Source organism: Paraburkholderia sp. UCT70 (genome assembly GCF_050434085.1).
GTDB lineage: Bacteria > Pseudomonadota > Gammaproteobacteria > Burkholderiales > Burkholderiaceae > Paraburkholderia > Paraburkholderia tuberum.
Genome location: NZ_JBNPVZ010000003.1, coordinates 585,969 through 600,750 on the forward strand (window position 1 = coordinate 585,969; position 14,782 = coordinate 600,750).

17 protein-coding genes and 2 pseudogenes are annotated in these 14,782 nt (G+C 58.7%); 7 read left to right on the forward strand and 12 right to left on the reverse strand.

The features are described from left to right. Positions 1-151: 151 nt before the first annotated feature. Positions 152-1,273: a glycosyltransferase gene (locus OKW41_RS20545; RefSeq protein ID WP_429573788.1), complete on the forward strand. Its 1,122-nt coding sequence runs from the start codon at positions 152-154 to the stop codon at positions 1,271-1,273. A gap of 472 nt (positions 1,274-1,745) precedes the next feature. Here the strand turns inward: OKW41_RS20545 and OKW41_RS20550 are convergent, their stop codons facing one another. Beyond that, positions 1,746-2,594, reverse strand: a complete 849-nt coding sequence (locus OKW41_RS20550; protein WP_429448148.1) for an oxidoreductase — start codon at positions 2,592-2,594, stop codon at positions 1,746-1,748. A gap of 142 nt (positions 2,595-2,736) precedes the next feature. Between OKW41_RS20550 and OKW41_RS20555 the strand changes: the two genes are divergently transcribed. Then, positions 2,737-3,615, forward strand: coding sequence for a LysR family transcriptional regulator (locus OKW41_RS20555; RefSeq protein WP_429448146.1), 879 nt, complete (start codon positions 2,737-2,739; stop codon positions 3,613-3,615). 449 nt (positions 3,616-4,064) lie between these two features. Here the strand turns inward: OKW41_RS20555 and OKW41_RS20560 are convergent, their stop codons facing one another. Further along, positions 4,065-5,042, reverse strand: coding sequence for a zinc-binding dehydrogenase (locus OKW41_RS20560; RefSeq protein WP_429573789.1), 978 nt, complete (start codon positions 5,040-5,042; stop codon positions 4,065-4,067). A 122-nt stretch (positions 5,043-5,164) separates the two neighbouring features. Between OKW41_RS20560 and OKW41_RS20565 the strand changes: the two genes are divergently transcribed. After that, positions 5,165-6,052, forward strand: a complete 888-nt coding sequence (locus OKW41_RS20565; protein WP_429573790.1) for a LysR family transcriptional regulator — start codon at positions 5,165-5,167, stop codon at positions 6,050-6,052. A gap of 201 nt (positions 6,053-6,253) precedes the next feature. Continuing rightward, a pseudogene (locus OKW41_RS20570) lies at positions 6,254-6,556 on the forward strand (transposase); the annotation flags it as partial. Between the two features lie 579 nt (positions 6,557-7,135). On the opposite strand, the gene OKW41_RS20575 reads toward OKW41_RS20570, so the two are convergent. After that, on the reverse strand, positions 7,136-7,750 hold the full coding sequence (locus OKW41_RS20575) for an NIPSNAP family protein (RefSeq protein ID WP_429448138.1): 615 nt from the start codon (positions 7,748-7,750) through the stop codon (positions 7,136-7,138). Positions 7,751-7,996: 246 nt separating this feature from the next. Here OKW41_RS20575 and OKW41_RS20580 point away from each other — a divergent pair, with 246 nt between their 5' ends. Continuing rightward, positions 7,997-8,248 carry a DUF2934 domain-containing protein gene (locus OKW41_RS20580; protein ID WP_429448804.1) on the forward strand — a complete coding sequence of 84 codons (252 nt, stop codon included), beginning with the start codon at positions 7,997-7,999 and terminating at the stop codon, positions 8,246-8,248. A gap of 308 nt (positions 8,249-8,556) precedes the next feature. Here the strand turns inward: OKW41_RS20580 and OKW41_RS20585 are convergent, their stop codons facing one another. Next, positions 8,557-8,985, reverse strand: coding sequence for a hypothetical protein (locus tag OKW41_RS20585; protein WP_429452582.1), 429 nt, complete (start codon positions 8,983-8,985; stop codon positions 8,557-8,559). A gap of 237 nt (positions 8,986-9,222) precedes the next feature. Here OKW41_RS20585 and OKW41_RS20590 point away from each other — a divergent pair, with 237 nt between their 5' ends. After that, on the forward strand, positions 9,223-9,405 hold the full coding sequence (locus OKW41_RS20590) for a hypothetical protein (protein WP_429452581.1): 183 nt from the start codon (positions 9,223-9,225) through the stop codon (positions 9,403-9,405). Positions 9,406-9,513: 108 nt separating this feature from the next. Here the strand turns inward: OKW41_RS20590 and OKW41_RS20595 are convergent, their stop codons facing one another. The 4 genes from OKW41_RS20595 to OKW41_RS20610 form a co-directional block, all read right to left on the reverse strand. Then, on the reverse strand, positions 9,514-9,858 hold the full coding sequence (locus OKW41_RS20595) for a hypothetical protein (RefSeq protein ID WP_429573791.1): 345 nt from the start codon (positions 9,856-9,858) through the stop codon (positions 9,514-9,516). Between the two features lie 654 nt (positions 9,859-10,512). Next, entirely contained in the window at positions 10,513-11,004 is a 492-nt protein-coding gene (locus tag OKW41_RS20600; protein WP_429573792.1) for an aldo/keto reductase, read from the reverse strand. Between the two features lies 1 nt (position 11,005). Next, the gene (locus OKW41_RS20605; protein WP_429452577.1) at positions 11,006-11,200 is read right to left on the reverse strand and encodes an aldo/keto reductase; all 195 of its coding nucleotides are present in this window, start codon (positions 11,198-11,200) and stop codon (positions 11,006-11,008) included. A gap of 190 nt (positions 11,201-11,390) precedes the next feature. Continuing rightward, the gene (locus tag OKW41_RS20610) at positions 11,391-11,591 is read right to left on the reverse strand and encodes a hypothetical protein (RefSeq protein ID WP_429448131.1); all 201 of its coding nucleotides are present in this window, start codon (positions 11,589-11,591) and stop codon (positions 11,391-11,393) included. A gap of 430 nt (positions 11,592-12,021) precedes the next feature. On the opposite strand from OKW41_RS20610, the pseudogene OKW41_RS20615 reads away from it, so the two are divergent. Beyond that, positions 12,022-12,324: pseudogene (locus OKW41_RS20615) on the forward strand (SOS response-associated peptidase family protein); the annotation flags it as partial. A gap of 140 nt (positions 12,325-12,464) precedes the next feature. Here the strand turns inward: OKW41_RS20615 and OKW41_RS20620 are convergent. From OKW41_RS20620 to OKW41_RS20635, 4 genes are read right to left on the reverse strand one after another with little or no spacing between them, the layout of a single operon-like run. After that, the gene (locus tag OKW41_RS20620; protein WP_429571246.1) at positions 12,465-12,764 is read right to left on the reverse strand and encodes a hypothetical protein; all 300 of its coding nucleotides are present in this window, start codon (positions 12,762-12,764) and stop codon (positions 12,465-12,467) included. A gap of 13 nt (positions 12,765-12,777) precedes the next feature. Then, positions 12,778-13,860 carry an IS630 family transposase gene (locus OKW41_RS20625; protein WP_429571245.1) on the reverse strand — a complete coding sequence of 361 codons (1,083 nt, stop codon included), beginning with the start codon at positions 13,858-13,860 and terminating at the stop codon, positions 12,778-12,780. Between the two features lie 35 nt (positions 13,861-13,895). Further along, a complete protein-coding gene (locus tag OKW41_RS20630; protein WP_429573793.1) occupies positions 13,896-14,471 on the reverse strand; it encodes a class I SAM-dependent methyltransferase in 576 nt (191 codons plus the stop codon). Next, positions 14,386-14,646, reverse strand: coding sequence for a hypothetical protein (locus OKW41_RS20635; RefSeq protein WP_429574390.1), 261 nt, complete (start codon positions 14,644-14,646; stop codon positions 14,386-14,388). The genes OKW41_RS20630 and OKW41_RS20635 overlap by 86 nt, the downstream gene beginning before the upstream one ends. Positions 14,647-14,782 lie beyond the last annotated feature (136 nt).

Sequence of the window (14,782 nt, forward strand, 5' to 3'; positions counted from 1 at the left end):
AGCTAGGGCTTCCACCGCACGGGATTGTGAGGTCTCAGTCGACCTCGCAAGGTTGCAAGCGATTTTTGTGCCTAAGGTACTTAGCTAATCGGATCTGAGTCATCGCCTTCAAGCACGCAAGCGGATCAAAATAAACGAAGGAAAAGTAAAAGTGCGTTTAGTGTATTTTTGCACGTCGCCGCGAGCAAACGAGCACGCTGGCGGGGTTAAAGTCATCTACGACCATTCCAGCCGCCTGAATAACAGTGGCGTGATCGCTTCCGCGATCATGCATGAAAGGCGTGGTTATGAGTACCCGTGGGCCGAACATGCCGCCCACCTGATTTCCGACAGGGAGTTGCGTCCGACAGATCATCTGGTGTTGCCAGAAATTAAAGCGGCACAGCTTGCGCGCATCCTGGCTCCGAGCAGACTGAAGTACTCGATTTTTGTCCAGAACGGATACTATCTGCGTGACCGCGACGGCGGTTGTACCGATGGCGACGTAGATCACGCATATCAGAATGCATCCGCAATCCTGTCTATCTCAGAGGATACCTCCTCACTGATTTCGCTTCACTATCCGCACCTGACAGGCCGGATCGGTCGGGTGTTTTGCTCGGTAGATGGCAGCGTGTTTAACGCCGAGGGCAAGAAACGCAACCTCATCACGTATATGCCGCGCAAGAACGGTGCGCATGCGGCCGCCGTGGTCTTTGCATTGAAGAAGCGACTGCCTCCGAGTTGGGAAATCCGTGGGATCGACGGTATGAATGAGGGAGAAGTCGCAGCACTGCTTAAGGAATCGCGGATATTCATGTCGTTTTCTGGCTTGGAAGGACTAGGTTTGCCGCCAGTTGAGGCTGCGCTGTGTGGAAACTACGTGATTGGGTATCACGGCGGCGGCGGCCGGGAATACTGGGCATCACCAAACTTTGAAGAAATCGCCGTTGGCGATCTTGGGGCTTTCGTCAGAAGGGTCGAGGGGCGCGTTCGTTTGTTGTCTGGTAGCGCTGACGATCTTGTTGAGCTTGAGCCAGGGATGGCTAGACTGCGCGCGCATTTTTCCCAAGAGAGTGAACTGGCCGCTCTCAAGCGATTTGTCGACAAACTCAAGGTAGACGCGCCACGCGGAGCGACAGCGCCCCCGGCCGTAGGATTCGCGCCGATCCGGCTGCAAAAGCGGATGCGCCTTGGATGGTGGCTGGCGTTGCGGCGAGTGCGCGCACGAAAGCGTGCGTTAGCAAAGGCACGGTGTGGGCTTGCGGCGGCGGACTCGGGCTCGCCGCCCTGAAATGTAATTTGGAGCTAGGAATGAAATATTTGGCAATTGTTGGCATCGTTCTCGCAGTTCCGTTTGCGATGCGTGCGGGTCAACGTCTGCTTGCCCGAAGACGGTTGCGGCGTGCAATCCTTGCGAGCAAGTTTGAACCCAAGTGGTAAGAACGGTCGGCTGATGATTTTTCGCGGAAATTGTGTTCGCTACAAGTTCAGAGTCAGGTGGTCGATCTTCACGTCAATGGCAGTTCAACTTCGGGAAGTTGCCGTTCGAATGACGACCCGCCGTAGGTCCGGGGTGGGTCGAGTGCTGACGGACGTGGACTTTTCAGCGGCGGAGTAATCAGATGGTGCGGCGTCGGGCCAGGATCGGCCAACAAAAGACATCCGCTTCTGACCAGCGAATGTCCGCCCTCGAAAGCGGACGTTGATTCCCACTCGAACGAGCAGACTGGCATCTACAGCCTGACCCGTTCGCTGGCCCGCATCTACGCCGGTTCGTCAAAAGTAGTACTTCGTGTCAGCGTCTCCCACGCGTCAAAATCCTGGGCCATTGCAGCAAGCTGTTTGCGCGCGAGCTCAAGCGCATCTGCCCCCAGCAGAAGATGCAACGGCGGTTGCGTCGCCTTCAGCGCGTCGATGATCGCAAGTGCGGCTTTCGCCGGATCGTTCTGCTGCTTTCCGTGCGAGGCGAGCAGGGCATCGCGTTGTTTGCCGAGAGTCGCAGTGAACTCAGGGAGACGAATCCTGGATTGCTGCATCGAGCGGCCGCGAAAATCCGTCCTGAATGCGCCAGGTTCGACGACCGTCACGCCAATGCCGAATGGCGCCACTTCCTTTGCGAGCGTTTCGGATAGACCTTCCACCGCGTATTTGCTCGCGTGGTAGTAGCCGACGTTCGGAAAAGTGGTCAGTCCTCCAATCGAACTCACGTTGACGACGTGCCCCTTCGCGCGTTGCCGCATAGCCGGTAGCACGGCCTGGATCATGGCGATAACGCCGTGCACATTGGTATCGAACTGCGCGCGGATCGCGGCATCTTCGCCTTCTTCGATTGCCCCGATATAGCCATAGCCGGCGTTGTTCACAAGTACGTCAACCTGACCGAAGCCGTCATGCGCAGCCTTGACTGCCGCGTTGATTTGCCGGGAATCAGTGACGTCGAGACCCACCGCGATGGCCCGATTGCCATAGCGTTTTGCGAGGCCATACACAGCATCCGGGTTGCGAGCGGTCACAACCGCACGATAGCCGTGTTGCAGCACCGTCTCGGCCAACGCGCGACCGAGACCCGACGAGCTTCCCGTGATCATCCATACCGCATTGTCGTCAATCATCCTTCCTCCGTTTCACTTCGAAATATCGACATCGGTCTCGCCCGATGCCTTGACCATGAGAAAGGATAAATGCGAGTATTCATTCGATCATCCCGGATAATTTGTAAGCGTCATGCAATCAGATAGAACAATGACGCGAGGGGTGCTGGATGACCTCTCGGCTTTCGCGGCAGTTGCGCGGACACGGAGCTTTTCGCGCGCAGCAGCGCAACTGAACGTGTCCAATTCGATGCTGAGCTACACGATCAAGCGTCTGGAGAATCGCCTCGGCTATCCGTTGCTTCGACGAACAAGCCGTAGCGTAGCGCCCACCGCCGAGGGACAAACGCTGCTGTTGACGCTGGAACCTGCATTGGACGCGATCGACAGTGTCCTGGGCGACCTTAGCCGGACTCGCGACCGCATTTCGGGCACGCTTCGAATCACCGCCACAAAGCAGGGGTATGAGGCGGTCATCCGTCCGGTACTCGGCGATTTCTGCGCGACTTATCCGGACGCGACTGTCGAAGTCATCATTGACTATGCGTTCACGGATCTCGTTTCCGGTCGCTACGACGCCGGCATCCGGCTGGGCGAGAAGCTCGAACAGGACATGGTGGCGTTGCCGGTCGGACCGATGCTCAGGATGGCTGTGGTCGCGTCGCCGGCGTACCTGGCGCAACATGGAACGCCGGCGACGCCGGAAGAGCTTCGGCATCACCGGTGCATCAACTACCGGATGGAAAGCGCGGACACCGTTTATTCGTGGGAGTTTGAAAACGGTGGAAGAAAACTGAAAGTGGCGCTGTCGGGACCGCTGACCTTCAATGAGCCGGACCTGATGATGCAGGCCGCCGTCGATGGTCTTGGCGTGGCGTATGTGCTGGAGCACGAGGCCGCACCGCTGGTTGAAACAGGGCGTCTGGTTCGAGTGCTGGACGACTGGTGCCCGCCATTTGCCGGATTCTTCCTCTACTATCCGTCGCGCAAACAGGTTTCGCCGGTGCTAGCCGCGTTGTTGATGCACCTGCGGGGGAAGTAAAAAGCCGACGCACGCCGGCTGAAAGATTCCAGCTTTTCCCACAAGCGAGCCAGAATCTGAGAGAGTTCACATGCGTCATACGAAAAACGGGCTGTTCTGGTAGGACCTCGAATCTTTCTCTTTTCCGCGTTTTACGAATGCTCATTCGTGGGCCTTGCCGCTGGACACGTCCAGCCGTTACCAACAGGTAGGGAGCGGCCATTTTTTGCCGTTCGTCAACACTTGCAACGCGTCGCCCAAGTGACGCTTATATCTGCAAAACCGTCCGAAGCGCCCGTGGTGAAAGCCGGTTGATCCAAATTGAATAGAGCGGAATCCGGGAAGGCTCCTCGCGCTGTTCCCTGGTCCCGTCGGGAGCATATCACCCAGGACCTGGTCAATTCCTTGCGCCAAGTCCACGCGCGGCCGGTGAGACGCAGGCCGCGACGTCAGGTCCCGACGACCGCCACCTACAGGCGCACGACGATCTTGCCGTTTGCAATGTTGGCTTCCATCAGGCGATGAGCGTCGCGTATCTCCTCGAAACGAAGGACTCGTGCGGCCTTTGCCTTGTAGATGCCGCGTTCCACGCGATCAACGATGAGCTGCATCGGTACTTCGGATGTCGGAAATGCGGGTGTGCCGAACATGAAGCTGCCAAAGAAGCTGAAGTGCACCCCGCTCGGGAGCTCCGCCATCGGCGTGAAGTCGGTCATTGGCTTGGTGCCGCCGAGAAAGCCCGCCAGACAGAGGCGGCCGTGCCGACGAACCATCGTGAGCGAGCCGACGACGGTGCTGTTGCCGACCAGCTCCAACACGGCGTCTATGCCATCGGGATGCAGATCGCGCACGCGCCGTGGAAGGTCGGATTCTTCCGACAACACCTGCCTGGCGCCTAGCGCCTCGAGAGACTCCGCGCGATCGGGGTTGCGCGTCGAGGCAATGACGCAGGCGCCTGCGTGCGCGGCGATCTCCACCGCCGCCCGTCCCAGCGCAGAGGTGGCCCCACGAATGACAACTGTCTGGCCGGACTCGAGGTTGAGGTTGCCGAACAGGGCAGCCCAGGCCGTCGCATAGGATTCCGGAATCGCCGCGAGATGCTCCCAGGCCAGATTCGTCTCAACCGGCACAACGTTGCTGGTGGGCACGTTGGTCAGCTCGGCATAGCTGCCGTTAATCTTGCGTCCCATGCCGCCCATAAAGGCGACGACCTTTTGTCCCGGAATCAGGCGCCCGTCCGGATCAGCCTTCGCGATTCCAACGCACTCGATTCCGCTGATCTCGGTCGCTTCGGGCCATGTACCCTCGCGCATATGGGTCTCGGCGCGATTCACGCCGAAGGCCTTGACCTCGATCAGAACATGACCGGCCCGGGGCGAAGGATCGGGCCGCTCCTCGATGCTCAGCACATCTGGACCGCCGTACCGCTTGATGACGATGGCACGCATGAAATATCTCCAGGTAAGTGGGTGCCTTCTAATATTAGGGATTGGAGAAATTGCAATAAATAATGAAGTTTCGATGAACTCGATAGGGCCGACCGATGATTGAAGGTTTAACGCTGTATCAGTTGCAGTGCTTCGACGCAGTCGTTTCGGAAGGCGGTTTTCAGCCCGCGGCCGAAAAACTTCGGCGCACGCAACCGACGGTTTTCGCCGCTGTGAAGAACCTGGAGGGACAGCTAGGTCTGACGCTGCTCGATCGCAGCGGCTATCGCGTCGCGCTGACTGAGGCTGGGCGTTCGTTCCACGAACATGTCCGCGTGTTTCTGCTTGAGCTGCGTGGACTGAAGAACCACGCTGCGCAACTGGCCATGGGCGAGGAGAGCGAGCTACGTGTCGTGATTGGCGATCTTTCACCTGTGCGCGAGGTGCTCCGACTGCTGCGCGGCTTCTTCGATGACCATCCGGCTACGCGGCTGCATCTGCACGTCGAGGCTATTGCAGGGCCGTGGGAGCGCCTCTTCGACGGCGAAGCCGATCTGATCATTCACCATATCGACAAAGCCGATCCCCGGCTCGAGTACATCGACTTGTGCGTGGTGAAACTCGTCCCTGTTGTAGCGCCGGGATTTCTTCACATTCCCATCTCGGATGAGATCACGCCTGAGCAGATGCGTGGCTACGTCCAATGCGTGATACGAGACACGGCGCGTCACATCGATCGGCCGAACTACTACATCATCGAGGGCGCGCAAACTTGGACCGTGGGCGATCAGTTGATGAAGAAGGAGATCATTGTGCAGGGCGCAGCCTGGGGCCATCTCCACGATTATCTGATCGAACAGGAATTGCGTGACGGGCGCCTTCTGTCGATCGGCGGACGGCATCTGCAAGGCGGACGGATCGAAATCACGGCAGCGCGCCGGCGAGATCTACCTCACGGGCCGATCGCGGATCTACTTTGGCAACACATCAGGGAGGCGGCCGCGGACTTCAGGATTGATAGAGAGGCGTGAATCAGAGAGACGTTCGCGCAGATCGAGTAACTATGTCGATGCTGTTTCTGCTGCCCCCCTGACTCTGTATCCTCCGCGAAGTGACACAGGACCCGGATGGATCGAAGACATAACCGGGGCGAGGCTCCATGCCTCGACTAGGGGCTGCTTACACTCGATGAAATGTGTTTATATCTTTGTCTTTTGCGCGAGGAGGCCACGATGATTCGAACGTTATTGAGCGATGAACTATGGGCACGAATCGAATCCGTCTTGCCGGGCAAGGAGGGCGACCCAGGGCGAACGGCGAGCGACAATCGTTGGTTTGTCGAAGCTGCCCTCTGGATCGGCCGGGCCGGCTACCCATGCCGCGATTTGCCGAAGGCCTTCGGCCGATGGCATACGGTGAACATGCGATTCTCCCTGCGGCGTCGCAAGGGCGTGTGGGAACCCGTGATTCACGCCGCAGCCGACGAACCCGAGATCAAGCATGTGCTGATCGATTCGGCCATCGTGCGCGCACATGCCGCGCATAGCTTTGTCGCGCACCTTCACCGGCCCGAGGGAGCCGCCGAAATACTGAAGGATTGGACGCGAAGGGCGCATGGTCTTATGCGTTGGGCGGACCGAACATGCCGTTGCCTTTGTGACTCAATGTCCGCTTTCCCGGTCATGAGCGGATTCGATCGCGCCTGCCGCGACAGTGCCGAAGTGTTGGTACAGTTCCTCTGCGGAGTCAAAGCTCTGGATTCTTCTCGCCTTCACGTCCGCCATGCCCGCTTGCGCAGCATCGCGTAGCGCTTCGATCCTTGCGCCACCCTCGGCATCCTCACGTTCGACCGGTGAATCCTCGTGGTCCGTGACCACTACGTTGCGAGTCGGCATGTCGAGCGGGTCCTTTTGAACGGGTGCGGGCACATTATGCCATTCCGCGAAACATGTCCGGCCGAGGTCTGAGAAGACGAGTTTTTCGTCCTGTTCTGTCTTCAGAAGCACAACGAGCCAGCACCCTTTTGGCAACTCAGATCGGGACCTGCGGTCGCGATACCGGAGTCCTGGTATGCCCCGGTGCGATACAGGATCTGAACATCGCTGTCGTTAACATCAGCACATCGGCGACCACGCTTCAGGCAGGCAAATCGTCGAGGTCGCCTTTGCGATCTGCTGGGGACCGCCTTCAGGCGGCCAGAGCCCCTCGGCATAGTGATGTGCCCGTAGCGCCATACGCTCCTCGAGGCTTGAGAATCCCCAGATGTGGGTGATGCGAGGAGGGCCGTCGAGTGCGTACATATTCGCGACCAGATGAGAAGTGTAAGCTTCGGCCGGGCCGATGGCCTGCTCCCAGGCGGCGATGGTTGGCGCGATTCCACCGGGTTTCAACCAGTAGCGGCGAAACTCGTAAAACCTGCCAAATGCCGCTGGTTCGACTGCTGGCAAAAAAGGAAACAGCGCATAGCTTTCCATGTCTATCCGGATGTGCGAGTTCTCTATATGAAACGGCTGCTCGTCCATATAAGCCCGTTCACGTTCACGCTGGAGTTCATGCATAGTCTCGAACTTGCGCAAGACGATGATTCTCGCGAGCTCGCCAATCTCCGTTCGCCATGAACCAAGGACGATACCACCCGCGTTGGTGTCGGACACCCAGCGGCGTGCGCCGTCGGATACGGCTTCCTGCTCCAGAAGAGCGCACGAAAGCGTAGTCAGTTCGTATAGCATATAAATCTCCTTCGCCGGTTGTGAAAGACGTTCCGGTCGTTTCCCTGGATTGAAAAGCGAGCGCTATTGTTGCCCGGAGGGAAGCACATTTTCAGACCGTGCCTAGTGCCGACCGTAGCGTTTCATTCGCAGCGAGCCCGGCTCAATCAGAGACATGAATTGCGCCGCGATGGCTTCCGACGAGAGCCCTTCCATCGAAGCGTCGGCATCGGCCGCGGAGCCCCAGTGGACGATCGCCAGCCAGCTATGGTGACTGCCGGGCGCGGACTCCCGCGACAGAAAGCCCGGACGTCTGACGATGAGGGTAGGTTCCTCACGACCAACTACGTACGCCCGTACACGAATCCTCTCTTCCCGCGATACGAACTCTGGGAAAAAGATGACAGCCCGGAGGGACGCGCCGACGAGTATTGGGAACAAGCGCGGTTTCAGATAGATGAGGAAGAATCGGAAGCCGACGGCAACGGAGACGGCCCGAAGGGCCGGCTGCCAGGGTGACGAAAACCGGCTAGCGCTGAGGAGTAGCCACGCCGTTGAGTGCGTGGCCGAGCCATAACCCAGGCCACTACATTCCTCTTGCTGGCGAACTGCACGGCGGCGCGGTGCTTGCGCGGTATTCCTTCGTTGCCGCTGCGTGCGACCGCGACGACAGTCCAGCCAGGCGCCTATACCCAAGCTTCGTGTGACGCGGAATTTCGGCGCTCGCTGAGGAATAGCCGACATAGAGTTCCTCACTGAGGGTCCTGGTGACCTACAGGTATAGCGAGGGCCGTCTCCGACAGACTCAAAATGCTCGGCGTTGAGAATCAGTTTTCCGTGGACCCGTCGAGGTTGAAGGGGGCACCACCTGCGTGCTGCTCGAACCAAAGGAGGGCATCTTCCGAGCCGAGAAACCTGACGCGCTCTCGTGCAGCTTTCAGCGTCTTCACCTGGTCCTTGATGTCCGACGGCGGGTTGCCATAGGCGTTCAGAATTGCCTTGCCCGCAAATAGGCGTTCATAAGGTACACCGTCCCTGGTCAAGGTGACCACGAAAAAGCCACGCGAAAGGGGCTCGTTTATCAGGCTGTCGTCCGCAGTAATCACCTCGACAGAGGCATCCGGGTCAGTCGCCTCCGACCATAGCGGCGAGCCGCTCGCCGTATCAGTGCCTATCAGTTCAGCGGCTCGCGCGTAGCCATCCGGGACACTTGTCACAGTCTTGCGCAGTGGGTCGATGAGAAAAGATACGTCCATTGGCTCCTCCCCTCCTGTGCTGACAACCTGTTTCGGGGCAACGTCGGTGTTCACGATAATACAGGACGCCCGCTGGCCGGAGGCTAAGCGGCCGAGCGGTGCACTTCGGCAAAAACGACGCGGTAACCTCCGGGGGAGGGAACAAGCAGATTTGCTGTCGACACCAAAATGATTTTGACCCGCTGCCGACATCGGATTGGCCTACCTGCATCAAACCAAGGCTGCAGCATCGACGCCTTGCAGCTCATCGAACTGGTCAGCCGCATTTCGGCATGCGGGCGAAGCTGGCATCGGCGACATCAGGGCACGTTGTCAGGCGGAGAGCTCGCCTTCGCAATTATCAGCAAAGTAGTGGTCAACTATGACAGGAGCCTCGGCTGGGCCGAAATCGAGGAGTTGCGTCGCCTGCTTCGTTGCTAACCGGACTTGCCCAGGGACGTCAAGCGACTTCGCCTTCGACTTCCGAACGTACCAATTCCGAAGTCCGACACAAGAATTGACCGCCGCGACACTGTAAAGCGGCGCTAATCAGCCCGCGCGCTCCATTCGGACCCTGTGCTCGTCGTAGCAGGCGCGAAGCGTCTCGGGGTCCGGCATCCGCATCGTCAGCAATGCGCAATCGGGGTCATCACTGCCGTAACCAGAATCGTCCGTGACAGTCACCACCATATCGCGGAGAGAGTCGTAGCAAATATACGGATACGTGTCCACGACCCATCTGAAGGCATCGACGAAGTCGTCAAACGCTCGAAGTCCGCCGTAGTCGTCGTATACGCCCTCGAATCCATGAATCCCCAGCCCGTTCCACGCGCCTCCCAGGATGCAAATGCAGGTAAGCGTGCTAGATGCATATTCTCCGGCTTTCATCGACATCCCCCAGCTTCGAGAATCACAAGGAGGGCGGCGGTGACCCATACACAGGCGCGGGAACCCCGATATCTGGTCCGACATCGACGCGGGCCATAGCTGCCCCCGAAAGGGTAAGTGCGAATGGCGCTAAGCCCTAGTGAAAATGCCAGGTGTTTGAACATCATTTCGTCGCCTCATTACTCGATTTGATGCGCACACTTGCCGACTCCCCACATAGTCCACACCGTTCAATCCAATCCAGGGCAACGTACGGTTTAAGTGCGAGGTTGACAATCTGAGCGGGTTTGAGCGGCAAACGCGAGCGCATTGAGGTCGGGTGCGAGGAGGTGAACTTTACGATAACCTGGACGAACTGAAGCAATAACCGGGTATGCGATTGCGGCCGCTGCACTCATATATTGGCAATGCGGTCGTGCGATTACGGAGCACAGGTTACCCACTCCATTCTCGGAAAAATGGATGCCCTCGGTGCGCTCGACTTGGAGCGATGAAGGGCCGTGCCTTGGGCGAGGTTGACTACGAAGGCGGCTAGCAAATACATGGACTGCTCCGAGATAGGGGGGTTGCGATGTGATAAATGTCGATGAATCAACGTCGATTGCGCGCTAGCGCTGCGGCAATGACAAGCGGACGGACTCTGCGACAGGAAGACAACACTTATGTATCCCACTGCGGCGCGAACGGCGGAGTGACGAAACGGTGGTTCTTCGGCAACACCGCAATAGTTTGCCGGTCATCATCGTCGAGTTTCACCGCCAGCGCGTCGAGATTGGATTTCTGACTTTCGCGGCGTTGAGCCTTAGGAATATCGGCCACCCCGTCCTGTTCCAGAAGCCACGCGAGTGCAACCTGGGCAGCGGTCACGCCATGCTTGAGCCCGATTCCTTGTAGTACAGGGTCGCTCGCGGCCCTGCCTTGTGCAAGTGGGGCATGGGCGACGAGTGGAATGCTTTTCTCGCGCAAGTAGCCCAGCATTTTCGGCTGGTCTAGAAACGCGTGGTATTCAATCTGGTGGCAGGCGATGGGTGCGCCGATTTCCTCGATGGCTTCTCGCAGCATCGTCACGTTGAAATTGCACACACCGATTGAGCGAACTGTGCCGTTCTGCAGAAAGCCTTGCATTGTTTCCATGACGGTGCCGAGGTCCATGTCACGCGACGGCCAATGCACCCATGTACAGGTCAACGTAGTCGACACCAAGCTTGCCGAGGCTGACGTCCAGTGCTCGATGGAGCGACTCCGACTCGAGGTTCTCGTGCCATACCTTGGTCGTCAGATGTAGTTGCTTGCGTGCGAGACCCGAGGCGGCAATCGCGGCGCCTACGGCTTCCTTGTTCTGATACATCTCGGCAGTGTCGATGTGTCGATGTGTCGATATCCAAGCTCGAGCGCACTCTCGACTACCGGCTGGCAGCCACCACCCGGCATGCGGAATGTGCCAAATCCGACGCGTGGAAGTTCAATTCCCTGTGTCTTCAAAGCTTCCATTGATGCTCCCCCAAGCTGATTCAAGTCCAGCATCTGCGCTGCCTTAGTCATGCTTGCTGCGAGCCGGCTCGGCTGGCGGAATGGAAAGCGCCGTAACGGCGGGTTGCAATCGCCTCAGCGTCGGACTGTGAGGCGGCCTGTACGAAGGCAACCGACCAGCGGCCGCAGACATCGCGATAACGTATCGAATAGATGAACATGGCAATCTCCTGTGCCCCCGGGTGCCGGTACATAGTCGAATTGAACATGTCGTTCTCCTGCGACTGAGCAGATGCGCTAACCCTTCGTCGCGAGCGCGCAGCGGGAATGCGTCCGACATGAAATAATGGTAGGCGTGGCGGGTTGGCAAATCCATTCTTCCAACGTATCGTGCTGATAGTGCATTGGCATTGAGAACTTATACCAGCGTATATTTCGTGAAATCGCCGGTAGGATACGGTTCGCCGAGTAACGATTCGTGTCTTGTCTCCTATTTCCACAACGAAGAACGCCAGCACCGTGGTCCCAAGGACGCCAATTGGATGCGTCGTGGGGACCGCATCAGCGTCGTCGAGCTTGTTCGTGATGAGAATTCATACGGACGTCACCACGAATGACGCGACCACCGCCCAATTTATGATGTTTGGCCTAATCTCGCTTGCGAGCCATGCACCGAGCAGACCTGAACAAGCATGCATCCGCCTGGCCGATGCCGAGCGGTCCGTGCAAAGCAGGGCCACAAGAGGCGCTACTGAGAGCAAACGCATCGCGACCGACAAAATCGAGTGGACCTTGGCAAGCTTCATGACATCCGACCGACCGAGCCGAATGCACTCGACTCGCGTATCTTTCCGGGACACTATGCGCGAGTCCTTGTCGTGGAGGAGGATGACCCGACGGGTCATCAAGCCCATGCGCTACCAGTGCCGCGTTGCTGGCAAGCATGCGTCGTACGACGTGAAGTGCCCGAGCACTTACAACGCGGGCCGTGACAACCCGGAACGCTCGGAACGTCGCCCTGGCGACACTCCATTCGGTTCCCTCGCGTCCATAGACGGTAAGCGAGGGCTGGGCCCGAACAGGCGGCTTGAATCAGACCTGGATGAGCTGCTACACACTAGTACAACATCCTTTAAATACGTTTAATAATTATCAGGCTGCAAATAAGGCTGTAGGAGCGTGACGACCACATCGGCCATTTCGTCGAGCGAACCCGTGCCCGGCAGCGGTTCCCAACGCCCACTATGGCTACGAAAGGCGGCGCCATATCGATTGCGGCCGAGCTCGGTGAGGCGCGCCACGACGGTTGGCTCGTCATCGTCCAGACGTTTGATCAGCAAGTGGCGCCCGTAGGCTTGCGTGACGATCTGCTCATGACCGAGCAGGCTGCGCAGTCGACGCTGCAGTTCAGCAGCGTGGTGTTTGGCAGGTACAGCTGGCATCTGCGTTCCTCGATTACGATGCACCGCTTTGCAGCGGATAGCCCCGGAAACTCCATTTGAAGGGGCGTGCGGCCTGATTGTGCTCGCCGACGAACTGCCCGGTGCGCTCGCGCAGGTGCGCGGTGCTGGTGTGGCTGGCATGGCGCAGCACCCGGCGCGTATAACGGGCAAACCAGAGTTCGATCTGATTGACCCAGCTTGCGTGCAACGGCGTGAAGTGGAAGTGAAACCGCTTGCCATGCCGCGCATTGAACGCCTGCCAGACGGCCTGCGCGCGATGCGTGTTCAGATTGTCCCAAACCACGTGCACCTGTTTGTCTGGGTACGCGGCCGCCACGCGTTCCATGAAGGCTACCAGATCGTCCTGGGTGCGCCGCTCGCGGCACTCTGCCAACACCTTTCCGGTATGCACATCGAGCGCAGCAATCAACGCCTGGGTGCCGTGACGGATATATTCGAATTCACGGCGACGCAGCCGTCCTGGCGCGGGTGCCCGTCCCGGGTGCTTGCGCTCAATGGCCTGAATGCCGGTCTTCTCGTCGATGCTGAGCACGACCGCGTTTCGCGGCGCCTTGCGGTACAGCTTGCAAATCACGTTGACCTTCTCGCGAAAGGCCGGGTCTGGACTGTGCAGCCATTGCCGGACCCGGTGCGGGCGTACGTCGCCGGCCTGCAGAATGCGCTGCACGTGACTGCGGCTGATCTGCCCGACGACGCCGCGCTCCACGGCACGCGCCGCAATCTCGTCGAGTGTCGGCGTGACCCGTCCCTCAGGCTCCTGCGCTTCACACGCCAGCGCAATCAACTGCAGTCGCGCTTCGTGCGTGATGCGTGGCGGACGGCCACTGCGCTCGCCCTCGCGAATACCCTGGACACCTTGCCGCGCAATGCGCTTGCGCCACAGGCAGACCGTTTGCACCGAGACACCCAGTTCCCGCGCAATCACCGTATTGGAGTGACCCTCGTGGGCCCACAACCCGATACGCGCCCGCATCACATCTCGCTGCGTAGCCGTCTTCCGCTCAATCAGCGATAGCAGTTCCTGTCGTTCTTTATTCGCCAGCTTCACTGGCGTTGCATGGCGGCCTCGGCTCATTCAGACATGATAACCGGGGCAGTTGATTATTCAATCTATTTCAGGGATGTTGTACTAGTTGGCGGCGCGTTGCGCCAAATGGTCCTGCAGCGACGCCGGAAGAAACCGGCGGGTGGAGTAAAAGGTGCGCTTGGCTGGTATGTAAACTGGACCAGCTTGCGAACAGGAGCGACTCGCAACGATTGGGCAAGCGTGTCAACGGTCAAGGCAATAACACTTGCCGGCAACGACCGGAACGGGAGCGCTGATACAAAGATGGTCCGCTCGGGAAGCCCTTGCAGCACCTTCGCGTTTTCGTGGAACGGTCCCGCGATAACTTCCGCCCGCGGGTAGCGCTGGGCAAGTTTCGCTGCCAAACCTTCGGCGAGTTCGAATAAAACAAGTCTAGCCTGGGGGTGCTTCCGCACCAGGACTTCGGTAATGGCGCCCGTTCCTGCTCCAACTTCCACTATTGCGTCGAAGGACCTCACGTCTTCGGCCATCGCGTCTGCAAGATATCGCGAAGAGCGCGCAACAGCGCCCACGCTAGCCGGACTGCTCAACCAGTGCTTCAGGAAAGATAGGCTCACGGTGTGACACACGCAAAAGTTCTTGGAAACGCTGTATAGCATATGCAGATGGTCTCGGAAGTTCCACTGGCGAAATATCTGCTTGCGTGGAAAGGAGCGGCGTGCTGTTCCACGACCTCGTCACCATCGCGATGATGGTTTCGGCGAAAGCGCCATCGCAATAAGGGCGCAGACGCATCCAGCAGGTGGCGGCGAGAGAAAAAACACCCTTCTTCAAGGGTGCCCCGGATAGGCAGATTCAATTGGCGCTCCGACCGCTACCGTCCTGTAATTGAATTTTCGTCGTTTGCAGTTCCTGCATCTGTCGACGTCCGAAGAGAACTCTTACGCAGCCCAGCGCAGAGGACGTTGTA

Bases quoted from the DNA above. Each gene is read 5' to 3' on its own strand.
- OKW41_RS20560 (WP_429573789.1), bottom strand. From the start codon at position 5,042: ATGCGTGCCATCGTCATCAAGCGGTACGGCGGTCCAGATGTGCTGAGC.
- OKW41_RS20595 (WP_429573791.1), bottom strand. From the start codon at position 9,858: ATGTCGATGAAAGCCGGAGAATATGCATCTAGCACGCTTACCTGCATT.
- OKW41_RS20585 (WP_429452582.1), bottom strand. From the start codon at position 8,985: ATGGACGTATCTTTTCTCATCGACCCACTGCGCAAGACTGTGACAAGT.
- OKW41_RS20600 (WP_429573792.1), bottom strand. From the start codon at position 11,004: ATGGACCTCGGCACCGTCATGGAAACAATGCAAGGCTTTCTGCAGAAC.
- OKW41_RS20605 (WP_429452577.1), bottom strand. From the start codon at position 11,200: ATGTATCAGAACAAGGAAGCCGTAGGCGCCGCGATTGCCGCCTCGGGT.
- OKW41_RS20620 (WP_429571246.1), bottom strand. From the start codon at position 12,764: ATGCCAGCTGTACCTGCCAAACACCACGCTGCTGAACTGCAGCGTCGA.
- OKW41_RS20580 (WP_429448804.1), top strand. From the start codon at position 7,997: ATGGTGACTGCCGGGCGCGGACTCCCGCGACAGAAAGCCCGGACGTCT.
- OKW41_RS20610 (WP_429448131.1), bottom strand. From the start codon at position 11,591: ATGTTCAATTCGACTATGTACCGGCACCCGGGGGCACAGGAGATTGCC.
- OKW41_RS20630 (WP_429573793.1), bottom strand. From the start codon at position 14,471: ATGCTATACAGCGTTTCCAAGAACTTTTGCGTGTGTCACACCGTGAGC.
- OKW41_RS20550 (WP_429448148.1), bottom strand. From the start codon at position 2,594: ATGATTGACGACAATGCGGTATGGATGATCACGGGAAGCTCGTCGGGT.
- OKW41_RS20625 (WP_429571245.1), bottom strand. From the start codon at position 13,860: ATGAGCCGAGGCCGCCATGCAACGCCAGTGAAGCTGGCGAATAAAGAA.
- OKW41_RS20575 (WP_429448138.1), bottom strand. From the start codon at position 7,750: ATGCTATACGAACTGACTACGCTTTCGTGCGCTCTTCTGGAGCAGGAA.